Source organism: Gordonia sp. NPDC003429 (genome assembly GCF_053588575.1).
The window spans coordinates 13,160-39,150 of sequence record NZ_JBSFQF010000008.1; the positions used below are offsets into that span (position 1 = coordinate 13,160).

23 protein-coding genes and 1 other RNA gene are annotated in these 25,991 nt (G+C 67.5%); 13 read left to right on the forward strand and 11 right to left on the reverse strand.

The window, feature by feature from the left end:
• The first annotated feature begins 13 nt into the window (after nucleotides 1-13).
• The 4 genes from ACWDSI_RS11405 (at nucleotide 14) to ACWDSI_RS11420 (ending at nucleotide 3,345) form a co-directional block, all read left to right on the forward strand.
• Nucleotides 14-751 (forward strand): zinc ribbon domain-containing protein, encoded by a 738-nt coding sequence (locus tag ACWDSI_RS11405; RefSeq protein ID WP_449747201.1) that lies wholly within the window; start codon nucleotides 14-16, stop codon nucleotides 749-751.
• A gap of 25 nt (nucleotides 752-776) precedes the next feature.
• Nucleotides 777-1,421 carry a histidine phosphatase family protein gene (locus ACWDSI_RS11410; RefSeq protein WP_449747200.1) on the forward strand — a complete coding sequence of 215 codons (645 nt, stop codon included), beginning with the start codon at nucleotides 777-779 and terminating at the stop codon, nucleotides 1,419-1,421.
• A gap of 34 nt (nucleotides 1,422-1,455) precedes the next feature.
• Nucleotides 1,456-1,864: RNase P RNA component class A (gene rnpB / locus ACWDSI_RS11415), an RNA gene on the forward strand.
• A 56-nt stretch (nucleotides 1,865-1,920) separates the two neighbouring features.
• Nucleotides 1,921-3,345: an RNB domain-containing ribonuclease gene (locus ACWDSI_RS11420; RefSeq protein WP_449756603.1), complete on the forward strand. Its 1,425-nt coding sequence runs from the start codon at nucleotides 1,921-1,923 to the stop codon at nucleotides 3,343-3,345.
• A 3-nt stretch (nucleotides 3,346-3,348) separates the two neighbouring features.
• On the opposite strand, the gene ACWDSI_RS11425 is transcribed toward ACWDSI_RS11420, so the two are convergent.
• The 3 genes from ACWDSI_RS11425 to panB are packed head-to-tail and all read right to left on the reverse strand — an operon-like array spanning nucleotide 3,349 to nucleotide 6,796.
• A complete protein-coding gene (locus tag ACWDSI_RS11425) occupies nucleotides 3,349-4,848 on the reverse strand; it encodes a CYTH and CHAD domain-containing protein (RefSeq protein WP_449747198.1) in 1,500 nt (499 codons plus the stop codon).
• A 44-nt stretch (nucleotides 4,849-4,892) separates the two neighbouring features.
• Nucleotides 4,893-5,861 carry a prolyl aminopeptidase gene (pip, locus tag ACWDSI_RS11430; RefSeq protein WP_449747197.1) on the reverse strand — a complete coding sequence of 323 codons (969 nt, stop codon included), beginning with the start codon at nucleotides 5,859-5,861 and terminating at the stop codon, nucleotides 4,893-4,895.
• Between the two features lie 56 nt (nucleotides 5,862-5,917).
• Complete coding sequence (gene panB / locus ACWDSI_RS11435; protein ID WP_449756604.1) at nucleotides 5,918-6,796, reverse strand: 3-methyl-2-oxobutanoate hydroxymethyltransferase; 879 nt, start codon at nucleotides 6,794-6,796, stop codon at nucleotides 5,918-5,920.
• Nucleotides 6,797-7,001: 205 nt separating this feature from the next.
• Here panB and ACWDSI_RS11440 point away from each other — a divergent pair, with 205 nt between their 5' ends.
• The 6 genes from ACWDSI_RS11440 to ACWDSI_RS11465 all read left to right on the forward strand — a co-directional run bounded on the left by ACWDSI_RS11440 (nucleotide 7,002) and on the right by ACWDSI_RS11465 (nucleotide 15,195).
• Complete coding sequence (locus tag ACWDSI_RS11440) at nucleotides 7,002-8,507, forward strand: alpha/beta hydrolase (protein ID WP_449756605.1); 1,506 nt, start codon at nucleotides 7,002-7,004, stop codon at nucleotides 8,505-8,507.
• Between the two features lie 85 nt (nucleotides 8,508-8,592).
• The gene (gene glnA / locus ACWDSI_RS11445) at nucleotides 8,593-9,933 is read left to right on the forward strand and encodes a type I glutamate--ammonia ligase (protein ID WP_449756606.1); all 1,341 of its coding nucleotides are present in this window, start codon (nucleotides 8,593-8,595) and stop codon (nucleotides 9,931-9,933) included.
• A gap of 54 nt (nucleotides 9,934-9,987) precedes the next feature.
• The gene (locus ACWDSI_RS11450) at nucleotides 9,988-10,398 is read left to right on the forward strand and encodes a hypothetical protein (protein WP_449747193.1); all 411 of its coding nucleotides are present in this window, start codon (nucleotides 9,988-9,990) and stop codon (nucleotides 10,396-10,398) included.
• Nucleotides 10,399-10,453: 55 nt separating this feature from the next.
• Nucleotides 10,454-13,537, forward strand: coding sequence for a bifunctional [glutamine synthetase] adenylyltransferase/[glutamine synthetase]-adenylyl-L-tyrosine phosphorylase (locus ACWDSI_RS11455; RefSeq protein ID WP_449747192.1), 3,084 nt, complete (start codon nucleotides 10,454-10,456; stop codon nucleotides 13,535-13,537).
• The gene (locus ACWDSI_RS11460; RefSeq protein ID WP_449747191.1) at nucleotides 13,537-14,484 is read left to right on the forward strand and encodes an endonuclease/exonuclease/phosphatase family protein; all 948 of its coding nucleotides are present in this window, start codon (nucleotides 13,537-13,539) and stop codon (nucleotides 14,482-14,484) included. The genes ACWDSI_RS11455 and ACWDSI_RS11460 overlap by 1 nt, the downstream gene beginning before the upstream one ends.
• 81 nt (nucleotides 14,485-14,565) lie before the next feature.
• Complete coding sequence (locus ACWDSI_RS11465; protein WP_449756607.1) at nucleotides 14,566-15,195, forward strand: biliverdin-producing heme oxygenase; 630 nt, start codon at nucleotides 14,566-14,568, stop codon at nucleotides 15,193-15,195.
• A gap of 28 nt (nucleotides 15,196-15,223) precedes the next feature.
• Here the strand turns inward: ACWDSI_RS11465 and ACWDSI_RS11470 are convergent, their stop codons facing one another.
• The 3 genes from ACWDSI_RS11470 to ACWDSI_RS11480 form a co-directional block, all read right to left on the reverse strand.
• Nucleotides 15,224-15,412, reverse strand: a complete 189-nt coding sequence (locus ACWDSI_RS11470; protein ID WP_449747189.1) for a hypothetical protein — start codon at nucleotides 15,410-15,412, stop codon at nucleotides 15,224-15,226.
• 92 nt (nucleotides 15,413-15,504) lie between these two features.
• Nucleotides 15,505-16,995: a hypothetical protein gene (locus tag ACWDSI_RS11475; RefSeq protein WP_449747188.1), complete on the reverse strand. Its 1,491-nt coding sequence runs from the start codon at nucleotides 16,993-16,995 to the stop codon at nucleotides 15,505-15,507.
• 65 nt (nucleotides 16,996-17,060) lie between these two features.
• Complete coding sequence (locus tag ACWDSI_RS11480; RefSeq protein WP_449756608.1) at nucleotides 17,061-17,813, reverse strand: TetR/AcrR family transcriptional regulator; 753 nt, start codon at nucleotides 17,811-17,813, stop codon at nucleotides 17,061-17,063.
• A 145-nt stretch (nucleotides 17,814-17,958) separates the two neighbouring features.
• Here ACWDSI_RS11480 and ACWDSI_RS11485 point away from each other — a divergent pair, with 145 nt between their 5' ends.
• Nucleotides 17,959-19,422, forward strand: coding sequence for an MFS transporter (locus ACWDSI_RS11485; protein ID WP_449747249.1), 1,464 nt, complete (start codon nucleotides 17,959-17,961; stop codon nucleotides 19,420-19,422).
• Between the two features lie 92 nt (nucleotides 19,423-19,514).
• On the opposite strand, the gene glnA (ACWDSI_RS11490) is transcribed toward ACWDSI_RS11485, so the two are convergent.
• Nucleotides 19,515-20,948 (reverse strand): type I glutamate--ammonia ligase, encoded by a 1,434-nt coding sequence (gene glnA, locus ACWDSI_RS11490; RefSeq protein ID WP_449747186.1) that lies wholly within the window; start codon nucleotides 20,946-20,948, stop codon nucleotides 19,515-19,517.
• A 336-nt stretch (nucleotides 20,949-21,284) separates the two neighbouring features.
• Between glnA (ACWDSI_RS11490) and ACWDSI_RS11495 the strand changes: the two genes are divergently transcribed.
• Both ACWDSI_RS11495 and ACWDSI_RS11500 read left to right on the forward strand, forming a co-directional pair.
• A complete protein-coding gene (locus ACWDSI_RS11495; RefSeq protein WP_449747185.1) occupies nucleotides 21,285-21,782 on the forward strand; it encodes an RDD family protein in 498 nt (165 codons plus the stop codon).
• A gap of 3 nt (nucleotides 21,783-21,785) precedes the next feature.
• Nucleotides 21,786-22,514, forward strand: a complete 729-nt coding sequence (locus ACWDSI_RS11500) for a gamma-glutamyl-gamma-aminobutyrate hydrolase family protein (protein ID WP_449747184.1) — start codon at nucleotides 21,786-21,788, stop codon at nucleotides 22,512-22,514.
• A gap of 43 nt (nucleotides 22,515-22,557) precedes the next feature.
• Here ACWDSI_RS11500 and ACWDSI_RS11505 read toward each other — a convergent pair whose 3' ends face one another.
• From ACWDSI_RS11505 to ACWDSI_RS11520, 4 genes are read right to left on the reverse strand one after another with little or no spacing between them, the layout of a single operon-like run.
• Nucleotides 22,558-23,298, reverse strand: coding sequence for a DUF4191 domain-containing protein (locus ACWDSI_RS11505; RefSeq protein WP_449747183.1), 741 nt, complete (start codon nucleotides 23,296-23,298; stop codon nucleotides 22,558-22,560).
• 17 nt (nucleotides 23,299-23,315) lie between these two features.
• Nucleotides 23,316-24,374 carry a lipoyl synthase gene (gene lipA, locus ACWDSI_RS11510; protein ID WP_449747248.1) on the reverse strand — a complete coding sequence of 353 codons (1,059 nt, stop codon included), beginning with the start codon at nucleotides 24,372-24,374 and terminating at the stop codon, nucleotides 23,316-23,318.
• 2 nt (nucleotides 24,375-24,376) lie between these two features.
• Entirely contained in the window at nucleotides 24,377-25,096 is a 720-nt protein-coding gene (gene lipB / locus ACWDSI_RS11515; protein WP_449747182.1) for a lipoyl(octanoyl) transferase LipB, read from the reverse strand.
• A gap of 7 nt (nucleotides 25,097-25,103) precedes the next feature.
• Nucleotides 25,104-25,988 (reverse strand): TIGR01777 family oxidoreductase, encoded by an 885-nt coding sequence (locus ACWDSI_RS11520; protein WP_449747181.1) that lies wholly within the window; start codon nucleotides 25,986-25,988, stop codon nucleotides 25,104-25,106.
• Nucleotides 25,989-25,991 lie beyond the last annotated feature (3 nt).

Below are 25,991 nucleotides of genomic sequence, written 5' to 3' on the forward strand. Positions count from 1 at the left end.
CCGAGGAGGTGCGATGAAGATCGATGCTGCGGCACAACGACTCCTACTCGATCTGGCCGACGCCGACGCCGAACTTGCCCGGATCGATCACCGTGGCCGCACGCTGCCCGAGGACGCCGAGATCGCCGAACTGACCCGCAAGCTGGAGTCGACACGCGACGACCACGTCCGCGCCGAGATCTCGGCCGAAGACCTCACCCGCGAGTACCGCCGCGTCGACAGCGAGGTCACCGGCATGTCCGACCGCGAGAAGAAGGACTCCGCGTTGCTGACCGGAGGTGGCCTCGCCGCCAAGGCGCTCTCCGAACTGCAGCACGAGCTCACCGGGCTGGGTCGCCGACGGGCGATGCTCGAGGACGACCTGCTCGAGATCATGGAACGGCAGGAGGCGGTGGAGGCCGAGCGTCAGCGGGCCTCGGCCACGGCCGAACACCTCGAGACCGAACTGGCGGCCGTCCGTGACCGCCGGGACACGGCGTATCAGGAGATCGAAGCCGACCGGCAGGCGGCAACCGAGCGACGCGCGGCGATCGCTGCCGACATCGCGCCGGAACTGTCGGCGATCTACGAGCGGCAGCGTGCCGCGGGCAAGGTGGGTGCCGGACTATTGCGGGCCCGCCGCTGCGGCGCCTGCCGAATGGAGATCGACCGCGGCACGCTCGCGTCGATCGCCGGGGCCGACGCCGACGAGGTGATCCGCTGCGAGGAGTGCGGCGCGGTGCTGGTGCGGACCGGCGAGTCGGGTCTGTGAGCCACCTCGCCGGAGCGCGCCGGCGGTGAGCGCTCCCTCGTGGCAGGGCCAGCGTGCACGGCCGACCCGCATCGTGCTACTCCGGCACGGCCAGACACCGCTGTCGGTGGATCGGCGGTATTCGGGCAGGGGAAATCCCGCGCTCACCGATCTCGGTGAACAGCAGGCGAAGGCCGCCGCCGCACGCATCGCCGCCGAATCCCCCGTCGCCGCCGTCATCAGCTCGCCACTCGACCGTGCCCGGCTGACCGCGCAGGCCGTCGTCGACCGCATCGGTGGCGAGGTGATCTGCGACGCCGGGTTCGTGGAGAACGACTTCGGCGAGTGGGAGGGGCTCACGTTTTCCGAAGCGGCGCATCGTGATCCGAATGTGCACGCGCGCTGGCTCGGCGACCCCACCGTGCCCGCCCCGGGCGGCGAGAGCTTCGCGCAGGTCGCCCAACGGGTGATCGCCGCCAAGGACGAGGTGGTGCGGCGATACCCGGGCGAGACGGTGATCGTGGTCTCGCATGTGACCCCGATCAAGACGTTGCTGCAGCATGCATTGAGGGTGGGACCCGAGCTGTTGTTCCATCTGCACCTCGACCTGGCGTCGGTGTCGGTCACCGAGTTCTTCCCGGACGGCGGGTCGGTGGTGCGGTCGGTCAACGAGACCGCACACCTGCGCTGACCCGTCTGCGGTCCCGCTATCCTGAACGGGCGAACGAGTCGGCCGGGCGGCCGCGGCGCGCGGAACGACCGGTCACCGGGGACGCCGCACGCCGAGGAAAGTCCGGACTCCACAGAGCAGGGTGGTTGTCAACGGCAACCCGGGGTGACCCGCGGGACAGTGCCACAGAGAACAGACCGCCGGTCGCGAGACCGGTAAGGGTGAAACGGTGCGGTAAGAGCGCACCAGCGACACGGGTGACCGCGTCGGCTCGGTAAACCCCACCCGGAGCAAGGCCGAAGCGCGCACCGGTCGGTGCGCGTGCGCGGGTGCACGAGGGCTGCTCGCCCGAGCCCGCGGGTTGGCCGCTCGAGGTACCCGGCGACGGTGTGCCCAGATGGATGGTCGCCGCCGGCCCCGACCCGGGGCCGGAACAGGATCCGGCTTACACGCCGACTCGTTCGCCCCCGTTCTGCGTGCAGCGCCCCGCGGGAGGGTGCGCTCACATACTGTCGCTGGTGTGCAGCGCAGATTCTCCGCACCCGACATCGACTTCGACGCGATCCGTACCGAACTCGGGGTGAGCGAGGACTACGGTGACGCTGCGCTCGCCGAGGCCGAACACGCGGTCGACGCCCATGCCGCCGACCGGGAAGACCGCACCGACCTGCCGTTGGTCACCATCGACCCGCCGGGGTCGAAGGATCTCGACCAGGCCGTGATGATCTCGGTCACCGAGGACGGGTACGAGGTGAACTACGCGATCGCCGACGTGGCCGCGCTGGTGATCCCCGAACACGCACTCGATGCGGAGAGCCGCCGCCGCGGCAGCACCATCTACTTTCCCGACGGATCGGTGCCGCTGCACCCGCGGGTGCTCTCCGAGGGCGCCGGATCGCTGCTGCCCGACCGGATTCGGCCCGCCGTGCTCTGGACGATCCTGGTGACGCCGCAGGGTGCGGTCGCCGACGTGGCGGTGCGCCGCGCGTCGGTACGCTCGGTCGCCCGCCTGGACTACGCGGGGGTGTGGGCCGACGCACGGTCGGGCAGCTTGCACCCCGCGATCGCCGCACTGCCCGCCTTCGGGGAACTGCGACACCGGGTGGCGCTGGCCCGGGGAGCGATCGAACTCGACCTGCCCGATCAGGAGGTCGTGCGCGAACCCGACGGGTGGACACTACAGATCGCACCGAAGACGCCCGCCGACATGTGGAACTCCGAGCTGTCGCTGCTCACCGGCATGTGCGCGGGAACCATCATGCGCGACGCGGGGGTCGGGCTGCTCCGGACCCTGCCGCCCGCCGCGCCCGAGGCCGTCGACGACCTCGCGGCGACCGCCACGGCACTCGGGGTGACGTGGCCCACCGGAGCCACCCCGGGACAGTTCCTCGCCGGGCTACCCGCCGACACTCCGCAAACGCTCGCACTGATGTCGCATGCCGCGTCGCTGATGCGGGGTGCGGGCTATCTCGCGTTGCCTGCCGGGACGGGCGAGAGCCGGACGCAGACGCCGAATGAGATGGTGCACGCCGCGATCGGGGGCGTGTACGCGCACGTGACAGCGCCGCTGCGCCGACTCGGTGACCGCTTCGCCACCGAGGTGTGCCTGTCGGTCACCGCTGGCGAGCCGGTACCCGATTGGGTGATCCGCGCGTTGCCGACGATGCCGAAACTGTTGCGCTCGGCCGATTCACTCGGTTCTGCCGCCGACCGGCAGAGCATCGACCTCGCCGAGTCCGTCGTACTCGCCGACCGCGTCGGCGAACGGTTCGACGCCGTGGTGCTCGCCGCCGCCACCGACACACGTCCGGCGCGCATCGTGATCGACCAACCCGCGATCATCGCCGCGTGTGAGGGCAGTCCCGCGCAGGCGAGCCGGCTTTCGGTGCGGCTCGCCGCCGCCGACCCCGCCACCCGGACAGTGCTGTTCTCGCCCGCGACGTGACGTTCAGAGCTTCTTCGCGGCCTTCCGGTACGCCTCGATCGCGCGCGCACCGTCGAACTCCTGATGCGCGTCGATGCGACCGAGGACGAACAGATCGTGCCCGGACAGTTCGCCCGACGCGGCCAGCTCCGCCAACCGTGACCGGTTGATGTGGGTGTCGTTGTAATCCCCGAGAGCCGACTGGATCTCCTTGGCGACGTCGCCGATCTGCCGATACTTCTTCTTGCCCAACGGCTCGGCGGCGTCGGTGCTGTAGCGCAACCGCTTGGCGCGTTTACGGATGGTGTGCAGATGCTCGGACCACTCGTCGGAGCCTTCGGCGAGGCCGGCCAAGGTGCCCTGCGCCTTGCGGATCTGCTTGCGGCTCTTGGCGATCGCCTTGTCGACGGCATCGGAGGCCGACATGTCCGCGTCCGGGCCCGGCGGCGGGTCGGCGATCAGTTCGTCGATCGCGTCGAGCAATTCGAAGTAGCGGTTCGAGTTCATCGCCGCGTGCGCGGCCCGTATCGCGCGGTCGTGCACCGCCGATTCGGCTCCGGTGAGCACGCTGCGCAGCGCATCCGACGCCGACTCGCTGCGCAGCAGCGACGTGTCGATCGCCAGCTGCACCTCTGAATCGCGGGCCTCACCGAGGATGCGCGCCAACAGTTTCAGTTCGGCGTCGAGGTGCGCGGTGCGCGCCGCGTCGAGCACGGTGGGAAACCCCGAGAGCACGCTGCGCAGGCGTCGGGTGGCCACGCGCATCTGATGCACGGCGTCGTCGGCATCCACTCGGACCAGGGGGTCGTAGGCGATCAACGAGTTGCGATGGATCGCGACGTCGGTGATGACGAGTTCCAGGGCGGTGGGGTGACGCCCCAGTGCGGGCACGGCGTTGTCGGCGGCAGGCGTGGAACCGATTGCCCGGGCGAGCTTGGAAGCGCTCGACGGTTCGGTACCGCCGGCACCGCGCAGCAGCTTGTGGGCTGCTTTGAGCAGCTTGGGGGTGCCGCCCTCGAGGAGTTCGAACTCCCATTCCGACCACTGCTGCGAGGCCCCGCCGGGCAGCAGCGACTGCGCGGTCACGCGATCCTCGGCGAACTCGGCGAGCGGTTCGTCGTCGACGCCGAGCAGGGTGGTGATCGTGCGCGAGGTGGAGATCGCCGCCACCGGGATCAGCGGGCGGTGCCGGGTGAGGGCGAGCACCGGAATCAGCAGCGCGTCGGGGATGTCGCCGTCGGCGGGAGCGTCGTCGAAGCCGATGCGGAGCTCGCGACGTGCACCGGGAACGTCGGCGGGGCGCTTGAGGTGCCAGCCCTCGTCATGGCCGCCGCGGCGCCGGCGCATGGTGATCTTGTTGGTGGCCAGATCGAGGTTCTCGGTGTCGAAGTAGGTGGCGTCGAGGCCGAATGTCTCCGGGACCCTGGCCGACACCACACCGGGCAACACCCTCAGGTCCGGGGCGGCGACGTTCGACCCGACGTCGAACTTCAACTCCACCTCGACCTGTTCGGTTGGCGGCACGGGTCCTCCTGTTCGTCGCTTGAATCCAGTCTAGGGCAGCGGAATCATCGGTCGGCGAAGGCGTCGGTGGCCTCGATGAGGTGATGCTTGATTCCCGGTTCGAACGATGCGTGGCCCGCATCGGCCACGATGTGCAGCGTCGCCGACGGCCACGCCCGGTGCAGATCCCATGCGCTGCGCAGCGGACAGACCACGTCGTAGCGTCCCTGCACGATGACGCCGGGAATGCCGGCAATGCGGTCGATGTCGCGCAGTAACTGACCGTCGTCGAGGAAGCCGTGATGGACGAAGTAGTGGTTCTCGATCGAGGCGAAGGCGAGATCGAAACGTGGGCCCGCGTCCTCCTTCGCCGCCGCGGCCTCCTCGGGTTTGGGTAGCAGGTAGCTGGTGGCCTGCTCCCACCCGGTCCACGCTCGGGCCGCCGACTGCGCGACGTGCGGATCGTCGGAGGTGAGCAGCCGGTGATAGGCGGCGACGAGGTCGCCGTCGCGTTCGTCGTCGGGAATCGGGGCCAGGTACGACTCCCACACATCGGGGTAGATGTGGGCGGCGCCCCCGTTGTAGTACCAGTCGATCTCGCTGCGACGCAGCAGAAAGATGCCGCGCAGTACCAGCTCGGTCACCCGATCGGGGTGTGTCTGCGCGTAGGCGAGACCCAGCGTGGAACCCCACGACCCGCCGAACACCTGCCAGCGATCAATGCCCAGGTGCGATCGCAACGCCTCCATGTCGGCGATCAGCTTGGGTGTGGTGTTCACCGACAGGTCGGCTCCGTCGGCGATGTGCGGACGCGACTTGCCGCAGCCGCGCTGGTCGAACAGCACGATGCGGTAGCGCGCCGGATCGAAGAAGCGTCGCTGGTCCGGCGCGGTACCGCCACCGGGGCCGCCGTGCACGAAGACGGCCGGTTTGCCGTCCGGATTCCCCGAGGTCTCCCAATAGATCTGCTGCCCGTCACCGACGTCGAGGTGGCCCCGTGCATATGGTTCGAGGGCCGGGTAGAAGTCGCGCATGCCCCAACTGTAGGGGGCGCCGATGGCTCGTGCGCCGGTGTCGGCGCACGAGCTGCTCAGTAGCTGTGTTCGGGACCGGGGAACACGCCGCGACGCACCTCGTCGGCGTATGTCGCTGCGGCGGTGCGCAATTGCCCGCCCACGTCGGCGTAGCGCTTGACGAACCGAGCGGTTTTGCCGTGGGTGAATCCGGCCATGTCCTGCCAGACGAGCACCTGGGCGTCGGTTTCGTTGCCCGCGCCGATACCCACGGTGGGGATGGTGAGCTTACGGGTGATCTGGCCGGCGATGTCGGCGGGCACCATCTCCATCACCACGGCGAAGGCTCCGGCCTCCTGCACGGCGATGGCGTCGGCGATGAGCTGGTCGGCGCCATCACCACGGCCCTGCACACGGAACCCGCCGAGTCCGTTGACGCTCTGCGGGGTGAAGCCGATGTGGGCCATCACCGGGATGCCTGCGGCGGTGAGGGTGGCGATCTGCTCGGCGACGCGTTCGCCGCCCTCGAGCTTGACCGCGTGCGCACCCGCCTCCTTGAAGAAGCGCACCGCCGAGGCCAGCGCCTGTTGCGGTCCGGCCTCGTAGCTGCCGAACGGCAGGTCGGCGACCACGAGGGCGTGCGGTGCTCCGCGCACCACGGCGCGGGCCAGCGGGATCAGTTCGTCGATCGACACCGGGATGGTGGTGTCGTAGCCGAGGACGACGTTGGCGGCGGAGTCGCCCACCAGCAGAACCGGGATTCCGGCGTCGTCGAAGATGCGGGCACTCGAATAGTCGTAGGCGGTGAGCATCGACCATTTCTCGCCGCTTTCCTTCATCGCGGCGAGATGATGCACACGGGTGGTGCGGCGCCGGGCCGTGCCGGAATCGGTGGGGGTCGAATCGGGGGTCGCGCCGTATACGGGCACGTCTGAAGAGGTTGCCTCAGGCGACATCGTTGTCTCTTTTCTTCCTCGAGTCCTGCGTGGCAGGTACCCGGGCGGTTGATGACACCCCGATTCTCCCATCAGGCAACCTGTCGGTAACCCGGCACCGGAGTGTCATTGCTCACATCTTCGCCCGGACCGACGCCGTACGATTCGCGGCATGCCGGGCGGATGCGGGGGAGGTCGAGCCCGTCGGCGGGAGTGGTCGCGCCGAGTGCTGCCCGCCGTATTCGTGGTCGCGATCGGCCTGGTGTCTGCCTGCGCGCCCGCATCGCGACCCGGTGACACCGGCGCGATCGGATGGGAAGCGTGCCCGGACGCGCCCGCGGTCGGCGACCTGGCAGGGCGTCTGCAATGTGGTCTGCTGCGCGTGCCGCTGGACCCGGCCACGGGTGGCGGCACCGTGACGCTGGCGCTCGCGCGGCTACGCGCTTCCGGACCCGCGCAGGGCACGGTGGTGATCAATCCGGGCGGGCCGGGCGCCTCGGGGGTGCGGTATCTGCTGGGGGCGGCGCCAAGCCTGAGCGCCATGCGATTCACTCTCGATCACGACGTGGTGAGCTTTGATCCGCGGGGTGTGGGCCGCTCTACGCCGACCGTCCGGTGCCGCACCGACGCCGAACGCGACGCGCAACGCTCGGCCGATCTGGGAGACCGGTCGCCGGCGGGGATCGCCGCCGCAGAACGCGACGCCCGCCGTGTCGCCGGACTCTGCCGCACGCGCGTGGGTAGCGAAGTGCTGACCCGCCTGGGCACCGGCTTCGTTGTCGAGGATCTCGAGCGTATCCGAATCGCTTTGGGAGAGAACCGAATCGACTTTCTCGGGTACTCCTACGGATCCCGGCTGGGCATCGAGTACGCGCGCAATCATCCGTCGCGCATCGGGGCACTGGTCCTCGACGGCGTGGATGATCCCGACGCCGATCCGATCGCCGCGACGCTGGCCCAGGCGCGCGCTTTCCAGGATGTGTTCGCGGGTTTCGCCGCCGACTGCGCCCGGATTCCGGAGTGCCCGCTGGGTGCCGATCCCGCCGGTGCGGTGTCGGAGTACCAGCGCCTGGTCCGGCCGCTGCGGCAACGCCCGGTCCGCGTTGCCGACGGTCGCCTGCTCACCTACGACGCCGCGGTGGAGGCGACCGGCATGGCGCTGTATCGGCGCGACCTCTGGCCCACCTTGCGTTCGGGGTTGGCCGGCATCGCGCCCGGACCTGATGGGCAGAACCGGGGCGCGCAAACCCTGATGTCGTTGGCCGACACGATGGAGGGCCGTGACGCGGCGGGACACTACGACAACTCGGCCGACGCGTTTCTGGCGGTGCGGTGTGCGGACGGTCCGCAGATCACCGATCGCGCGCTGGTGGACCGGTTGGATCGGGAGCAGCGGCAGGCGGCGCCGTATGCCGACGACGGTCGCGGCACCGGCCGTGGTGCGCTTGATGAGTGTGCATTCTGGCCGACATCGGACCGGCGGCCTGAGGAGGCCCCGCGACGAGAAGGCATCGCCGATGGCGCGCCGACACCGGTGGTGGTGGCCACCGTGCACGATCCGGCCACCCCGTACGCGGCGGGGGTTGCGGCGGCCACTCGGCTGCGGGCCCGGTTGATCAGCGTCGGCGGGTACGGCCATACGGCAGCACTGCAGGGAAACGTCTGCGTGGACTCGGCCGTCGATGCCTATTTCTCGCGTCTCGCGATTCCGAACGGCCCTCTCACATGCTGAGATTTGCGGTACATTTCCGCAGCATGTCGAGTTCGAATTGTGAATGTAACACGGATTTAACAGGCTACTTCTAATGTCGGCGATCATGGATCGCCAAAAGGAATTCGTGCTGCGGACCCTCGAAGAGCGCGACATCCGATTCGTGAGGCTGTGGTTCACCGACGTACTCGGCTATCTGAAATCTGTGGCGATCGCGCCGGCCGAACTCGAAGGAGCATTCGCCGAGGGCATCGGATTCGACGGCTCGGCCATCGAGGGTTTCTCGCGTGTATCCGAGGCCGACACGGTGGCCCGTCCCGATCCGTCGACCTTCCAGATCCTTCCGTGGACCACATCCGCCGGCCAGCATCACTCGGCCCGCATGTTCTGCGACATCGTGATGCCCGACGGCACACCGAGCTGGGCTGACTCCCGCCAGGTGCTGCGTCGACAGCTCAACAAGGCCGCCGAGCGGGGTTTCAGCTGCTACGTGCATCCCGAGATCGAGTTCTTCCTGCTCAAGGAGGCGCCGCTCGACGGCAGCGTGCCGACACCGGCCGACTCGGGTGGATACTTCGACCAGGCCGTGCACGACGCGGCCCCCAACTTCCGCAGGCATGCGATCGAGGCCTTGGAGTCGACGGGCATCTCGGTGGAGTTCAGCCACCACGAGGGTGCCCCGGGTCAGCAGGAGATCGACCTGCGCTATGCCGACGCGCTGTCCATGGCCGACAACGTCATGACATTCCGGTACCTCATCAAGGAAGTGGCGATCGGGGAGGGAACCTGGGCGACGTTCATGCCCAGACCCTTCAGCGAGCACCCGGGTTCGGCGATGCACACCCACATGAGCCTGTTCGAGGGCGAGACCAACGCCTTTCACAATCCCGACGATCCGATGCAGCTCTCGGCGACGGGCAAGAAGTTCATCGCCGGAATTCTGCACCACGCCTCCGAGATCAGCGCCGTCACCAACCAGTGGGTCAACAGCTACAAGCGTCTGATCCACGGTGGCGAGGCGCCGACGTCGGCCACCTGGGGAGGCGCCAACCGCTCGGCCCTGATCCGGCTGCCGCTCTACACCCCGAACAAGGCGTCCTCGCGCCGCGTGGAGATCCGCAGCCCCGATTCCGCGTGCAATCCCTACCTCACGTTCGCAGTGCTGCTCGCGGCCGGACTCAAGGGCATCGTGGAGGACTACGAGCTGCCAGACGAGGCCGAGGACGACGTGTGGGCGCTCACCCCGGGCGAGCGGCGGGCGATGGGCTACAAGGAGCTGCCCGGCAGCCTCGCCGAGGCCCTGCACGCGATGGAGGGTTCCGAACTCGTCGCCGAGGCGCTCGGCGAGCACGTCTTCGACTACTTCCTGCGCAACAAGTGGACCGAGTGGAACGATTACCGCAGCCAGGTGACCCCGTTCGAGCTGAAGCGCTACCTGCCGCTGTGACGTGGCCCGGCGAACATGCCACCCGGGGTGGCCGCCGACCCCTACGATGACCTCATGATGCGCATCGTTGTTCGTGTCCTGGTGTATTTGATCTCCGCGGCGATCGGTATTCTCGTCGCCACCGCGATCCTGGACAAGATGACCGTCCACGTGGCCGGCTTCCTGCTCGCGGTGATCATCTTCGCTGCCGCGCAGGCGATCCTCAGCCCGTTCATCGTCAAGTTCGTACATCGAAACGCGGAAGCGTTCATCGGCGGAGTGGGCCTGGTATCCACGTTCGTCGCGCTACTGCTTGCCTCCTTGCTCGGCGGCGACGGCATTTCGATCAGTGGCGTGGGCACCTGGATCGCAGCCACGGTGATCGTGTGGGTGGTGACAGCCCTGGCCACCCTGGTGGTGCCGTGGCTGCTGGCGAAGGCGGGCGTGGCGCACGCCCGTGAGAACCGGGAGAGTGGGGCGAAATAGCGGATTGCACGACCCGCGCTTCCGGCACGATCGGCCGGGCCGCTATTTTCGGGGTGTGACAACTCTTCGTGGCCGTGGTGGCGTGCCGGGCGTGGGGCGGCTGGGTCTACTCGACCCCTCGGCGTCGGTGAGCCTCGACGAGCTGGGGTGGAACGACGAGGAATCGGTCGATCTGCTCTGGGCGCTGTCACGGGCTCCCGACCCCGACCTGGCGCTGCGCGCCATGGTGCGCCTGGCCGCCACGGACGGATCGGAGTGGGCGGAGATCGATGCGCGGTTGCGGTCGAACACCGGATTCCGTGGCCGGCTTTTCGCGGTGACGGGGTCCTCGGACGCGCTGGCCGACCATCTGGTGGCCGAGCCGCAGTCGTGGCGTCTGCTCCTCGAGGACGAACTGCCCGACCGTGACGAGGTCTTCGCGCGGATGCTCGACGCGGTTGATGCGACCGCCGAGCCCGGCGAGATCGAACAGGGCAACAGCATCTACCGTGCCGGATTCAGCGGGCCCCGCGCGGTGGTCGCATTGCGGTTGGCCTATCGCAACCTGTTGATGGAGGTTGCGGCGCACGACGTGGCCTCGACCGTCGAGGACGAACCGGTACTCGCGTTCCCGGAGGTGGGTTCGCGGCTGGCCGATCTTGCTGACGCGGCGCTGACCGCTGCGCTGGCCGTGGCGTTCCGCGAGGTGTGCGCCGACCGGCCGATCCCGGTGCGGCTCGCGGTGATCGCGATGGGCAAATGTGGTGCGCGCGAACTGAATTACGTCAGCGACGTCGACGTCGTCTTCGTGAGCGAACCGGCCGACGGCACGTCGGCGCGGATCGCGGGGGAGATGATGCGCGTCGGTACGCTGGCCTTCTTCGAGGTCGATGCGGCGTTACGACCCGAGGGCAAGGCCGGTGCGCTCACCCGGACGCTGGAATCGCATGTCGCCTATTACCGTCGGTGGGCCAAGACCTGGGAGTTCCAGGCGCAACTCAAGGCGCGCCCGATGACCGGCGACATGGAACTCGGCGAGCGATATCACGAGGCGCTCAACCCGATGGTATGGCAGGCCGCGGAGCGAGACGACTTCGTGCCGGAAGTGCAAGCGATGCGCCGGCGCGTGGAATCGCTTGTCCCGGAAAGCGAACGCGACCGCAACCTCAAACTGGGCAGTGGCAGCATCCGCGATGTGGAGTTCGCGGTGCAACTGCTGCAGATGGTGCACGGCCGGGTGGACGAGACGTTGCGGGTGCGTGCCACGGTGGACGCACTCAACGCGCTCACCGCGGGCGGATACGTGGGACGCGACGACGGCGCAAACCTCACTGCGTCGTATCAGTTCTTGCGCCTGCTCGAACACCGCCTGCAGTTGCAGCGACTGTCCCGCACCCACATGCTCCCCGCGTTCGACGACGAGGAGAACATGCGGTGGCTCGCGCGGGCGGCGCACATCCGCCGCGAGGGCGATCTCGACGCCACCACGGTGCTGCGCAACCAGATCAAACACCAGAGCCTGCGGGTTCGACGACTGCATCAGAAACTCTTCTACCGGCCGCTGCTCGACGCGGCGACCCGATTCAACACCGACGAGCTGACGCTGACCGACGTGTCGGCGCAGCGCCGACTGTCCGCACTCGGTTACGCCCAGCCCGACCGCGCGCTCAGCCACATCCGGGCGCTCGCCTCCACCGGCGGCAGGCGGGGCCAGGTGCAGCGATTGCTGCTGCCGCAGCTCCTCGAGTACATCGGCAACACCCCCGATCCCGACGCCGGGCTGCTGAACTATCGCAGACTGTGCGACCTGATGGACAACGAGTGGTTCCTGCGGCTGCTCCGCGACGACGGTGTGGTGGCCAAACGGCTCATGCACGTGCTCGGCGCGTCGGAGTACATCGCCAACCTGCTGATGCGTTCACCGGAGGTGATCCACCTGTACTCCGACGGCGCCGGCGGCCCCAAACTGTGTGAGGTCGATTCCGGTGAAGTGGCGCGCGGACTCGTGGCATCGACGGTGCGGCAGCCCGATCTGCGGCGCGCGGTGGCGGTGGCGCGATCGCATCGGCGGGCAGAGTTGGCGCGCATCGCATCGGCCGACGTGCTCGGGATGATGGACGTGCCGCAGGTGTGCGCGGCGCTGTCGAGTGTGTGGGCCGCGGTGCTCAATGCCGCTCTCATCTACGCGATCCACGATTCGGAGGTTCGCGACGCCGGGAACGCCGGATCGGGGAGCGAGGAATCCGAAACCGGGGGATCGGGGACCGGGGATGGCGGGATCGACCCGCAGGCCAATGCGCCCGCGCGGATCGCCGTCATCGGAATGGGCCGGCTGGGCGGTGGGGAGCTGGGCTACGGTTCCGACGCCGACGTGCTGTTCGTGTGCCAGCCGAATCCCGGCGTCGACGAGTCGGCTGCCGTGCGGTGGTCGCAGACGATCGCGGAGAAGGTCCGCTCGATGCTGGGCTCCCCGAGCGACGACCCGCCGCTTCAAGTGGACACCGGGCTGCGTCCGGAGGGACGAAACGGCCCGGTGGTGCGGACCCTGGCCGCCTACGCCGCGTATTACGAGCAATGGGCACAGCCGTGGGAGATCCAGGCACTGCTGCGGGCGCACCAGGTGGCCGGCGACGATGCGCTGGGCGTCGAATTCCTGCACATGGCCGACCGGATCCGGTATCCGGCGGGAGGCGTGTCCGCCGACGCGGTCAAAGAGATCCGGCGGATCAAGGCCCGGGTCGACGCCGAGCGACTACCACGGGGAGCCGATCCGGCCACCCACACCAAGCTCGGTCGCGGTGGGCTCGCCGACATCGAGTGGACCGTCCAGCTGATGCAGTTGCGCTACGGTCACCGCTTCCTGTCACTGCACAACACCTCGACGCTGCAGACGCTCGACGCCATCGGCGCCGCGGAACTGTTGAGCGAGAACGACGTCGCCCTGCTCAAGGACGCCTGGCTCACTGCGACGAAAGCGCGTAACGCGCTCGTGCTGGTGCGTGGAAAGCCCATCGACCAGTTGCCCGGCCCCGGCAGGCAGCTCCGGCAGATCGCGTTCGCCGCGGGATGGCCCGACGATCAGGCCGGCGACTTCCTGGAGAACTATCTGCGCGTCACCCGTCGGGCGAAAGCCGTGGTACGCAAGGTCTTCGGAGCGTAATGCGCAGAGCCGCATTCTTTCTGCTGATCGTATTCGGCTGGGTGCTGCTGGCCGTGGTCGCCGTGGCGGTATGGCTGCACTACTACCCCTCGCGTGGCGAACTCAGCATCTACCTGACCAGCGCGGTACCGTACGCCATCGTCCCGGGTGTTCTCGCGCTGGTGCTCTTCGCGGCGTTGCGGCGATGGATGATGCTCTCGCTGACCGTCGTCGCGTCCCTGGCCCTGTGCTACACGCAAGCGCCACTGTGGGTCTCGCAGACCGCACCGGCCGGAGAGCGATTCACCGTGGTGTCGTCGAACCTGCTGTTCGGTGGGGCCGACATCGACCAACTCGCGTCGATCGTCGCCGACGCGGACGCCGATCTGGTATCGCTGCAGGAGTTGACGCCCGAGGCGCTGGCGAAGGTGCGTGCCGGCGGCATCGGCAGACAGCTGCCGTACTCCTACGCGATACCCGGACCGGAAGCGGTGGGTAGCGCGTTACTGAGCAAACACCCACTCACCGATCAGGCACAGATCCCGAACACGGTGCTGCACAATCTGTCTGCGCGCACGTCACTGCCCGGCGCGCCGGACGCGCAGGTACTCGCAATCCATCCCGCCGCACCTCTGCGCGGGCAGAGCAACACTTGGCTCGATGACTTCGGATCGGTCCGGGACTACCTGCGATCGCTTCCACCCGGACCCGCGATCGCGGCCGGCGACTACAACGCAACCTGGGATCAGGCGCGGTTCCGGGAGTTACTGCAGAACGGTTTCGCCGCGGCCACCGACCAGGCCGGGGCGGGATTCGTCCCGACCTTCCCCACCGATCGATGGGCGCAGCAGCCGCTGATCGGTATCGATCACGTCCTCGTGCGCGGGTTCGTGGCGACGTCGGTGCACACTCACGAGCTGCGCGGCTCCGATCACCGGACCATCGTGGTGAACCTGGTGGCCGGGTGAGGTCCACGCGCGTGTGCCGGGATCGCCGGTCGTTGGCGCCCCCTTCGGTGGTATCGCCGTCGGTGGTATGACTGACACATCATGTCCACGTCCACGATCTCCGCGCGCCTGCGTGCGGCAACAGCTGCGGCTCATCAGCAGGCCGAGAACGCGACCTTCGTCGACGACCTGATGTCGGGGCGGCTCGACGTGGATGCCTACCGGCGCCTGGCCACCCAACTGTGGTTCGTGTACCGCGCGCTCGAAGATGTGGGTGATGATCTGGCCGGTGATCCGGTCGCCGACGCGGTTCTCGACGATCGCCTCCGCCGAGCGGCGCGGCTCGACGCCGACCTCGCCGCGCTCGGGGCCGGCGCGGCGAGAACGCCGTTACCGGCCACGCGGCGCTATGTCGATGCGATCAGCGCGACGCGGCACGATCCGGTGCGCTTCGTCGCGCACCATTACACCCGCTACCTCGGTGACCTCTCCGGCGGACAGATTGTGGCGCACCGGATGCGCCTGCACTACGGACTCGACGAGACGACGCTGAGCTTCTACGCATTCGACGGAATCGACAAGCTCAAGCGATACAAGGATGCCTACCGGGAGCGGCTCGATGCGCTCGGACTCGACGACGACGGCGTCGAGCGACTTGTGGCCGAAGCGGTGGCCGCCTTCGGTCACAACCAGCAGATGTTCGCCGACCTCGACGCCGCGCCGGTGACGTGACCCGCGCGGCGCAACCGTTGCGAGAAGGCTAGAGCACTTCCACCCTTGAACCCACAGTGAGCACGATCTCATTGCGGTCGTCGGAGGAGTGGACGAGTTCGACGAGGCGCTCGTCGGTGCCGTGCGGTGAGGTGGTGCGGACGACTCCGTGCATCCCGTCGAAGCTGATGCGGTCTCCGGGGGCCAGATCTTCGACAAAGCGTGTTCTAGGGGCCATGAATTAACGGTAAAGGAAAAGTGGCGAGGACGTGAGGGAAGAAAGTCCCTGACTTGATACTTCTCGGCAATCGCGGTGTTCAGCGCCTCGACTCACGTCGGGCTTCGCAAGGACACAATTCCCTCGAGGACACCCAGATATGCGGTGCCGGTCGGTCCGATCGCGATTCCGGCGTAATTGTTGTTGAACAGTGGTCCACTTCCCGCCGGTCGCTGCCACACGATGGCGCCCGTGCGGAAATCGATGGCCGTCCACGACCAGGGAGCCATGACGCCGGAGTTCTTCGTGTAGGTGTACACCAGCCCCGTGGCCAACGACAGTTTCGGCACCACGCTCGGCGCGGCAACCGTGTGATTGGTCCACCGCACCGAGCAACCCGACTCCGACACGTCCACACGCGCGAAACCCGGCGTCGATGACCCACCCAAAGACGTTCTGGCCGTTGAGTATCCGTAATTGTTCTCCACCACCAGAGAGTTGCCGGCCGCGATGAGGGAGTTCTCGGTGGCGCTCGCGCCGCGCGAGAACACCGGAGTGGTGCACAGCGGTGTGCGGGACGCCGAGGGCCCCGTCCGATACACCACGACATTCATCGGGTCGGCGTTGTCGGCGATCGCGACGTAACCGCCGGGCAGCAACGCCGGAGTGGTGCCGCTGCCGTCGTCGACCTGACCCGGTTTGTGCTGCCGACTGTTGGGGTAGGTCACCCGCCAGTCGATCTGCGGTGTTCCGTCGGCCGCGGCATGCAGCCGCAAGAGTTCGCGGTTGGTCACGACGTAGACGTCACCGTCGGAGCCGGTGGCGAACGAATTCTCGATTTCGCCCTCGGCTCCGGAACCCACCCGAATCACGCGGAGGGTCCCGCTCGCGGCGTCGACCGTCCCGATGACGCCGTTCTCCTTGCCGACGAACCAGAGCAATCCGTTCGAATCGGGCAACGTGGAGGTCAGTGTCTCCGATGGGCGCAGGTGCACACCGATGTCGATGTCGGCGACGCGCACGAGACCATCGCCGGCACTGTTCTCCCCGACGATGAGCAGGTGCCGATCACTGGTGCCGATCACCGCCTGATCGCGGTTGTTGAGATAGAAATACCCGCCGCCGCCGAAGCCGTTGAGCGTGCCGGACTTCGCCGCGCCGGTCACGAGGGAACCCGAATTCGAGGGGAGGGGGTACCGCGCGATCTCGGCCAGCGTGTTCGGGTCGAGGAGGTAGAGCCCGCGGACCGCACCGATGCAGGTCGTCAGGATGCGTCCGCGCCGGTCAAAGGTGATCGAAGCGCATTCTCCCGGAAGACTATTCGACCGTACCGTGCTGAGCCCGGCCGCTGGTCCGGCACGGTGATAGGTGTTGGTCTGCCAGGCGTCGTTGTGGATCGAGGCGTCCGGGTTGGGCGCCATGAAGCGATTCTGATAGAACGGCGCCACACCGTCGACCGGACGTGGGGTGACGGCGGAGTGCAGGCTCATCGTCGGCGCCGCCTGGCCGGGGATCGGGATCACCGGCCCGGCCGCGTGCGCCGGCGACGGTGTGACAAGCGCGATCACCGGCAACAGGAGCGCGAACACTCGGCGAAGCATCATGTCCCACAGTCGATCACCAGAGAGTGCGTCGAGCAAACATCTGTATTGAATTTCTCATCGAGATTTCACGATCCGTCGATGAGTATGCCCAGGCCGTCGAGCACGATGGACAGGCCGAAGTCGAACTGTTCGGCGAAGAAGTCGTCGTCCGGTGTCGCCTCGGCCATCGCCGAGCGGACCGCGGCGGCCAGGCTCGGCATCGACTCGGCGTCGATCACCGCACCGACGAGCGCCTCGTATGCCGGTTCGGCCGCGGTGGCGGTCGGTGTGGGAAACATGCCCAGCTGGGTGCTCTGCCGGACATGTTGCCGCACAAATCCGTCGACGACGAGCAGCGCATTCAGTTTCTGCTGTCCGCTCAGCGCGGTCTCGTCGAAGGCTTGCAGTCCGGTATTGGTCCAGGACAACACATTCGGTCCCATCGGCGGACGAGACAACGGCAGCGTAGCCAACCACGGGTGAGTACGGAAGCCGTCGACAGCTGCTCTCGCCCACGCCGTGATCCGATCACGCCACGAACCCGACGCGGTCAGTGCCGGATCGGCGCGACCGTAGGCCTCCTCGGCGAGGATCTCCAGGACGTCTTCTTTGCTGTCCACATATCGGTAGAGCGACATCGTCGTCATACCCAGTTCGTCCGCGATCGCCTTCATCGTGACCGCCTCCCATCCACTGCGGTCGGCGATGGCTGCGGCGGTCCGCCCGATGTCGCGCACGGTGAGGGTGGGCTTGGGTCCGCGTCGTGGCGTCGGATTCTCGTGTCCCCACAGCAGTGCGAGGTAGCGGGGTATGGGAACACCCTCGTCGTTGGCGGCCATGCCAAGCATTCTACTAACTGCTTGCAAAATACACAGTTAGTCCATATATTTGCGTACGGACTAAACAGTCTACGTCATACGCAGAAAGGAAGTGGTGATCGTGACTCGTTCACCCTGGATCGGACTGACCGCGTTGTGCCTGCCGATGCTGATCGTGTCGATGGATGTCTCGGTGTTGTTCTTCGCGGTTCCCTATATCGCCGCCGACCTGGCACCGACGCCCGAGCAGCAACTCTGGATCTTCGACGTCTACGGCTTCATCCTGGCCGGTCTGCTGCTCACGATGGGTTCGCTCGCCGACCGGATCGGGCACCGACGGCTGTTGATGCTCGGCGCCGCTGCCTTCAGTCTGGCGTCGATCGGAGCGGCACTGTCGACGTCGGCAGAGATGTTGATCGGCGCACGCGCGCTGCTGGCTGTTGCCGGGGCGACCCTCATGCCGTCCACTTTGGCAATGATCCGGCACATCTTCGACGACGAGTCGGCACGCACCAAGGCCGTCGCGACGTGGAACGCCGTGATGGCCGGCGGCGTTGCGGTCGGTCCCATTGTGAGTGGTCTTCTGCTGGAACACTTCTGGTGGGGATCGGTGTTTCTGATCAACGTGCCGGTGATGGCCGTCCTGCTCGTCGTGGCCCCGATCCTGTTGCCCGGAAACACCGGATCGTCGGCACGCCGTGTCGATGTCCTCAGTGCATTGCTCGCCCTGGCTGCTGTGCTGCCTACGGTGGCGGCCATCAAGAACCTCGCCGCCGACGGCTGGTCGTGGGTCCATCTGGTGGTGCTGGGAATCGGACTCGCGTTCGGAGCGGTCTTCGTTACACGCCAACGACGGATCGATCAGCCCATGCTCGACGTAGGGCTGTTGGCCGAACGGCGTTTCGCCACGTCGATCTGGATCAATTTGATCTGCATGTTCGCAATGCTGGGTAATGCCGTGCTGATGACCCAATATCTGCAGTCGGTGCTGGCGTTTTCACCATTGCGCGCCGCGCTGTGGAGTCTGGTGCCCTCGATCGTCGTCGGGGTCGCCGCCCCGGTGGCGGCGGTCGCCGCCGGACGTGTCGGCCGGCCAATGGTGATCGTGGCCGGATTGCTCGTTGCCGCATGCGGATTCGTGGTTCTGGCGGCACTGACCACATCGGATTCGATCGTGAGTGTGCTGATCGGAGCGTCGATACTGGCAGCCGGCATCGTCGCGGCGACCTCCATGATTGCCGACTATGTCGTCAGTGTGGCGCCGGCCGACCGAACCGGCGCTACATCGGGTCTGCTCGAAACGTCGAGTGAACTCGGCGGAGCACTCGGCATCGCGATACTGGGCAGCGTGGTCAACGCTGTGTACCGCACCACGTTTCCGGATGGCGCTGCCACCGGCGAAGCAACTCGCAGCTTGAGCGCTGCCCTGGTCGAGGCCGCCCACCTGACGCCCGAACGCGCTGGGCCGCTCACCTACGTCGCACGTTCGGCGTTCGTCTCCGGACTCACCGCCGCAAGCTGGGTGGGCGCCGGAATTCTACTGGTCACCGCGGTACTGGCGTCCTTGGCGATGCGCCGTCGACCCGTCGAGAAGCCCCCGGAATCGTCGGATGTGCTCTCGCGAGGCTGAACGCAAACCGGTCGAGTCGACCAACCGGTCGCCGACATGAAGCGGCCCGCCCGGACGCGCGGGCGGGCCGAATCATCACGTGCGACAGCCGATCAGCAGTCGTAGTAGAGCGCGAACTCGTAGGGGTGCGGGCGGATCTGCACCGGCTCGATCTCGTTCTCACGCTTGAGCGCGATCCAGGTGTCGATGAGGTCCTCGGTGAACACGCCACCGGCGGTGAGGTATTCGTGATCCTCCTCGAGCTTGTCGATCACCGCGGACAGTGAGGTCGGTGCCTGCGGGATGTCCTTGGCCTCTTCCGGCGGAAGCTCGTAGAGATCCTTGTCGACGGGCTCGTGCGGCTCGATCTTGTTCTTGATGCCGTCGAGTCCGGCCATCATCATCGCCGCGAACGCCAGGTACGGGTTGCCCGAGCTGTCCGGGCAACGGAATTCGAGGCGCTTGGCCTTCGGGTTGTTGCCGGTGATCGGGATACGCACGCAGGCACTGCGGTTGCGCTGACTGTACACCAGGTTGATGGGAGCCTCGTAACCGGGCACGAGACGCTTGTAGGAGTTCACCGTCGGGTTGGTGAACGCCAGCAGCGACGGCGCGTGGTGCAGGATGCCGCCGATGTAGTAGCGCGCCAGGTCGGACAGACCCGCGTAGCCGGCCTCGTCGTGGAACAGCGGCTTGCCGTCCTTCCACAGCGACTGGTGGGCGTGCATACCCGACCCGTTGTCGCCGAAGAGCGGCTTGGGCATGAAGGTCACCGTCTTGCCGTTCGCCCACGCCGTGTTCTTGATGATGTATTTGAACAGCATCACGTCATCGGCGGCGTGCAGCAGCGTGTCGAACTTGTAGTTGATCTCGGCCTGACCGCCGGTGCCCACCTCGTGGTGCCCGCGCTCGAGGACGAATCCCGCGTTCTGCAGGTTGGTCGACATCTCGTCACGCAGGTCGACGTAGTGGTCGTAGGGTGCTACGGGGAAGTAGCCGCCCTTCGGGCGCACCTTGTAGCCCAGGTTGGGTGATCCGTCCGGATCGGTCGGCGAACCGGAATTCCACCAGCCCGACTCCGACTCGACCTCGTAGAACGTGCCGTTCATCTCGGATGCGAACGCCACGGAGTCGAAGATGTAGAACTCTGCTTCGGCGCCGAAGAAGCAGGTGTCGGCGATCCCGGTGGAGGCCAGGTAATCCTCGGCCTTGCGTGCGACGTTACGCGGATCGCGGCTGTAGGCCTCACGGGTGAAGGGATCGTGGACGAAGAAGCTGAGGTTCATCGTCTTGGCCTTGCGGAACGGGTCGATCCGTGCGGTCGTCGCGTCGGGCAGCAGCATCATGTCCGACTCGTCGATCGACTGGAATCCACGGACCGACGAACCGTCGAACGCCAGACCGTCCTCGAACACCGACTCGTCGAAAGCCGACGCGGGGATCGAGAAGTGCTGCATCACACCGGGCAGGTCGCAGAATCGGATGTCGACGTACTCGACACCTTCTGACTTGATGCCCTCGAGAAGTTCTTCGTTGCTGCTGTACACCGTGCGGTGACTCCTTCACTTGTCGCCGGCCAGACGCGCCCCGAGGGTTCGCCTGGCATGCCTGGACCGCCACCGAGAGACAGCAGCGGATCTCTGACTGAAACCTATGGATGTGACGTTGCACGCACGTCAATTGCGTGTTTCTCATCTGTTACGCGCACTCGACGGGGGGCATTACTCACTATTCCCGAAGACGACCATACGTGGAGGGTGAATCGGCCCACTCCCGGATCCGGCGGGTCGCGTACCGCCACCTGCTCCTACCATGGAACCCATGGACTATCGCGCCACCTGTCTCGGCCCGACCCGCCCCGATTCGGCCTGGGTGGGCTGCTGATGGGGCGCGCCACCGGCTCCTGGCTCTCGGGACCGCAGTCCGGCCAGAACGTCGACATCGAGTATCGCGGCGCCGATCTGGGGCTGCCCGAGTACGGGCCGGGCTCGCTGGCCGGCGGATGGCATCGCACCGCGGCGCTGTTGCTGGACTGGCTGATCGCCTACGGTCTCGCGCTGCTGTTCGTGCGTCTCGACTCGCCGACCATCAGCACGATGGTGCTGGGCGTGTGGTTCGTGATCGGCGTGGTGACGGTGTCGATCTTCGGGTTCACACCGGGGCAGTTCGCCCTCGGACTGCGGGTGGCACGCGTCGATCACGGGCCTGACCGCGCGGCCGCCGAGGTTGCCGGCGAAGAGCCGACGGCGGCCGTCGGCCCGGTGCGCGCCCTGGCGCGGCAGGTCCTCATCGTCTTCATCGTCCCGGCCCTGATGAACGACTACAACGGGCGGGCTCTGCACGACCGCGCGACCGGCACCGCGATCATCCGCACCCGCTGACCGGTGGCTACGCCGCCGCCGATCGTCGGCCTCACCACCTATCTGCAGCAGGCACAAACCGGCGTCTGGGATGTGCACGCCAGCTTGTTGCCACATGTGTATCTCGACGGTGTCACGCGCGCGGGCGGGGTGGCGGTGATGTTGCCGCCGCAGGCAATCACCGGGGCCGAGGCCGTGATGGCGGGACTCGACGCGCTGGTGCTGACCGGTGGCAAGGACGTCGACCCGGCACGGTACGGCACGGTTCCGCATCCGGAGAACGACGCCCCGGACCGAGCACGGGACGACTGGGAGTTCGCGCTCCTCGACGCCGCGCTCGCGCAGGGCGTGCCGGTGCTCGGCATCTGCCGCGGAGCGCAGGTGCTCAATGTGGCCCTCGGCGGAACCTTGCACCAGCACCTACCCGACGTGGTGGGGCACTCGGGCCACCGAGCGGGAAACGCGGTGTTCTCGGCGACCGACATCACGGTGACGCCGGGCACCCGGCTCGCGTCGCTGGTCGGTCACCGGGTGACCGCGCAGTGCTATCACCATCAGGCGATCGATCGGGCTGCCGACTCGCTGACCGTTTCCGCATGCGACGCCGACGGGGTGATCGAGGGGGTTGAGAGACCCGGAGAACCGTTCGTGCTCGGGGTCCAGTGGCATCCCGAGGAATCGCCCGACGACCTGCGGCTGTTCACCGGGGTGGTCGATGCCGCGCGCTCACGCCGTGACTCACGGTGCCGATGACGGACGCCGTATCGGGCACGTCACGTGGCAAGTCGACGGCCGCTCAGCGGCGCTTGGCGGCCCGTTGCATGCTGCGCATCTTGGCGTTCGCGGGAACCGGTCCCTTCGGCATCGCCGGGCCGGAGGTCCGGCCGCCCAGGGCCGCCAGACGACCCTCGAGCGCATCCATGCGCTTGCCGTCGATGTTCTTGGGCAGTTTGTTGAGGTGTTTCTCCAGCTTCGACAACTGGACCTGCCCGTCCTCGTTGCCCACGTACACCTCGTAGATCGGGGTGTCGCCCACCACGCGTGCGGCCTTCTTCTTCTCCTGTGCCACCAGCGATTTCACCCGGGTGGGGGAGCCCTCGGCGACGAGAATGATGCCGGGCTTGCCGATCACCCGGTGCACCGCGTCGAGGTGACTGGTACCGGCAACGGCCTGACTCACCCGCCACTGCCCACGCATGTTGCTCAGTGCCCACCCGGCGGCGCCCGGCTGGCCGTCGGCCTTGGTGTACACCGATTTCTGGACACGGCGGCCGAAGAGTACGAAGGCGGCGAGCAAACCGAGGATCACACCCATCGGGGTGAAGAGCCAGACATTCCCGAACGCGAGGCCGAGCACCACGAAGATCGCCACGATCACCGCGAACACGCCGACCATGTACGGGATCAGCCGCTTGTCTTCCTTGCGCTGCATCTGGAAGGCCTGCCACAGCTGTTGGCGACGCTCCTTGGACGCCTTCTTGCGGGCCTGCTTCGCAGCGGCCTTCGCTTCCTTGCTCGTGGACTGCGCCTTTGCCATGCCGTCCAGGATACGGCTCAGCGGGCGAGGCGCTGCAAGAGGCTCGATGCCTCCTGGCTCGCCGACCCCTCCTCGGCGAGATGCGCCATCGCCGGCGACAGGGTCCGCCCGTGGTGTGCCATGGCCTGTGCGTAGAGCCGCCCCGCCCGGTAGGACGAGCGCACCAGCGGTCCGGCCATCACCCCGGCGAAGCCGAGGTCGCGCGCGAAGTCGGAGTGCTCGACGAATTCTTCGGGCTTGACCCACCGCTCCACCGGATGATGGCGCGGCGAGGGCCGCAGGTACTGGGTGATGGTGAGGATGTCGCAGCCGGCGTCGTGCAGGTCGACCATCGCCTCCCGCACCTCGTCGGGGGTCTCGCCCATGCCGAGGATGAGGTTCGACTTGGTGACCAGGCCGAAATCGCGTGCCTGGGTGAGCACATCGAGGGACCGGTCGTAGCGGAATGCGGGCCGGATGCGCTTGAAGATGCGTGGCACGGTTTCGAGGTTGTGGGCCAGCACCTCCGGGCGTGCGTCGAAGACCTCGGCGAGCAGGTCCGGCTCGGCGTGGAAATCGGGAATCAGATTCTCCACGCCGGTACCGGGATTGAGCTGATGGATGGCGCGCACCGTCTCGGCGTAGAGCCACGCGCCCTCGTCGGGGAGGTCGTCGCGGGCCACACCGGTGATGGTCGAGTAGCGCAAGCCCATGGCCTGCACGCTCTCGGCGACCCGGCGGGGCTCGTCGCGATCGAGTTCGGCGGGTTTGCCGGTGTCGATCTGGCAGAAGTCGCAGCGTCGGGTGCACTGTTCACCACCGATGAGGAAGGTGGCCTCCCGGTCTTCCCAGCACTCGTAGATGTTGGGGCAGCCGGCTTCCTCGCACACGGTGTGCAGGCCTTCGCGCTTGACCAGGCCCTTGAGTTCGCTGTACTCGGGGCCCATCGTGGCACGGGTCTTGATCCACTTGGGTTTGCGCTCGATGGGGGTCTGCGCGTTGCGGATCTCCAGGCGCAACAGCTTGCGGCCGTCCGGCGCGTTGGGCGTCTGCGCTGCGACCCGGGAGGTGGACGAGGGGGTGGGATCTCCGGTCACGGTCACCGCACCGATGCTACGCGCGGTGCGGTGAGGGTTCCCGTCGGCGCGGGACCGCGATGGTCGAGGGCGAACGCGACTGCTTCGGCGACCGGACCGATGACATCGTCGACACCGATCGGTGCGCCGGCCTCGGCGCACAGGGACGTGACGCCCGCGTCGGCGATGCCGCACGGCACGATCGCGTCGAAGGCACTCATGTCCGGATTCACGTTGAGGGCGAAACCGTGCAGGGTGACCCCGCGTGCCACCCGGATACCGATCTGACCGAGCTTGCGTTCACCCGCGGCGTCGCACACCCACACCCCCGAGCGTCCCGCCACGCGGCCCGCGTCCACACCGAAGTGGGCGCACACCTCGATCAGCGCCGACTCGATGCGCCGGACATAGTCGACGACGTCGAGGGGCTCGGCGAGTGCCACGATCGGGTACCCGACGAGCTGTCCGGGGCCGTGCCAGGTGATACGCCCGCCCCGGTCGACGTCGACGACCTCCGCGCCGTTGGTGGGCCGGTCGGCGTCTTCGGTCCGCTTGCCCGCGGTGTAGGTCGACGGGTGTTCGAGCAGCAGCAGCACGTCGTGATCGAGCGCACCGCCGGCACGGTCGGCGGCCAGGGCGTGCTGGTGGTCATAGGTGGCGCCGTAGTCGACGACGCCGAGGCGCGAGACCTCGACGGGCGTGTCGACGACGCGGATTGATTCCCGGCGGGTGCGCTCGCTCATCGCCGCCTCAGGCTGTCGCGTAGGCCAGGGCCGCGGAGAGGTCGGGATGAGTGAACTCGAAGTGGTTGTCGGTCAGCACACCGGGTGCAACGCGTTGACTGAACAGAATCATTTCCTCGGCCATCTCGCCGCCCGCCAGCCGGGCCGCGAAGGCCGGCACCTTGAACAGGGTGGGCCGGTGCACCGCACGCCCGAGCTCGTCGACGAACGTGGCGAACCGAACCGCCCCGGGGGCGGCGAGGTTGACGGGACCGCGGACCGACGAGGTCAGCAGGAATTCGATCGCACGTACCTCGTCGAGAAGACTGATCCACGAGAAGTACTGCTCTCCGCTGCCGATGCTGCCGCCGAGACCGAGGGTGAACAACGGCTTGAGCTTGCCCAGAATGCCCCCGGAGGGCGCAAGCACCGGTGCCGTCCGCAGCAGCACCACCCGGGTGTCGGGGCCGGCGTTGGCGGTGGCCGCGTCCTCCCAGTCGGTCACCAGGTCGGCCAGGAATCCGTCACCGGCGGGGGTGGATTCGGTGGCCGGGGTGTCACCGGTGTTGCCGTAGAAACCGGTGGCGCTCGCACTGATGAAGGTGGGCACCGCGGCGTCGCGGACCGCCTCGGCGATCACCTCTGTCGGGGTGACGCGCGAATCACGCAGTTCCTGTTTGAATCTGCCCGTCCACCGCTGGTTGCCAACCCCGACACCGCCGAGACTCACCACCGCGTCCGCACCGTCGATCGCCTCAGCGGGCACCCCGATGGTCTCGGGGTCCCAGGCGAACTCGTCGGCGGCGTGCGGCTCACGCCGGACCAGGCGCCGCACGGTGTGGCCGGCATCGGTCAGCGCGGTGGTCAGGGACGACCCGATCAGTCCCTGTGAGCCCGCGACGGCAATGAGCATCGG

Coding starts and splice junctions, on each gene's coding strand:
- ACWDSI_RS11470 (WP_449747189.1), bottom strand. CDS start 15,412: ATGGCCCCTAGAACACGCTTTGTCGAAGATCTGGCCCCCGGAGACCGC.
- lipB (WP_449747182.1), bottom strand. CDS start 25,096: ATGAGCGAGCGCACCCGCCGGGAATCAATCCGCGTCGTCGACACGCCC.
- ACWDSI_RS11480 (WP_449756608.1), bottom strand. CDS start 17,813: ATGGCCGCCAACGACGAGGGTGTTCCCATACCCCGCTACCTCGCACTG.
- ACWDSI_RS11495 (WP_449747185.1), top strand. CDS start 21,285: ATGGGGCGCGCCACCGGCTCCTGGCTCTCGGGACCGCAGTCCGGCCAG.
- ACWDSI_RS11485 (WP_449747249.1), top strand. CDS start 17,959: ATGCTGATCGTGTCGATGGATGTCTCGGTGTTGTTCTTCGCGGTTCCC.
- panB (WP_449756604.1), bottom strand. CDS start 6,796: ATGTCGCCTGAGGCAACCTCTTCAGACGTGCCCGTATACGGCGCGACC.
- ACWDSI_RS11505 (WP_449747183.1), bottom strand. CDS start 23,298: ATGGCAAAGGCGCAGTCCACGAGCAAGGAAGCGAAGGCCGCTGCGAAG.
- pip (WP_449747197.1), bottom strand. CDS start 5,861: ATGCGCGACTTCTACCCGGCCCTCGAACCATATGCACGGGGCCACCTC.
- ACWDSI_RS11465 (WP_449756607.1), top strand. CDS start 14,566: ATGTCCACGTCCACGATCTCCGCGCGCCTGCGTGCGGCAACAGCTGCG.
- ACWDSI_RS11460 (WP_449747191.1), top strand. CDS start 13,537: ATGCGCAGAGCCGCATTCTTTCTGCTGATCGTATTCGGCTGGGTGCTG.
- glnA (WP_449756606.1), top strand. CDS start 8,593: ATGGATCGCCAAAAGGAATTCGTGCTGCGGACCCTCGAAGAGCGCGAC.
- ACWDSI_RS11475 (WP_449747188.1), bottom strand. CDS start 16,995: ATGATGCTTCGCCGAGTGTTCGCGCTCCTGTTGCCGGTGATCGCGCTT.
- ACWDSI_RS11520 (WP_449747181.1), bottom strand. CDS start 25,988: ATGCTCATTGCCGTCGCGGGCTCACAGGGACTGATCGGGTCGTCCCTG.
- ACWDSI_RS11450 (WP_449747193.1), top strand. CDS start 9,988: ATGATGCGCATCGTTGTTCGTGTCCTGGTGTATTTGATCTCCGCGGCG.
- ACWDSI_RS11405 (WP_449747201.1), top strand. CDS start 14: ATGAAGATCGATGCTGCGGCACAACGACTCCTACTCGATCTGGCCGAC.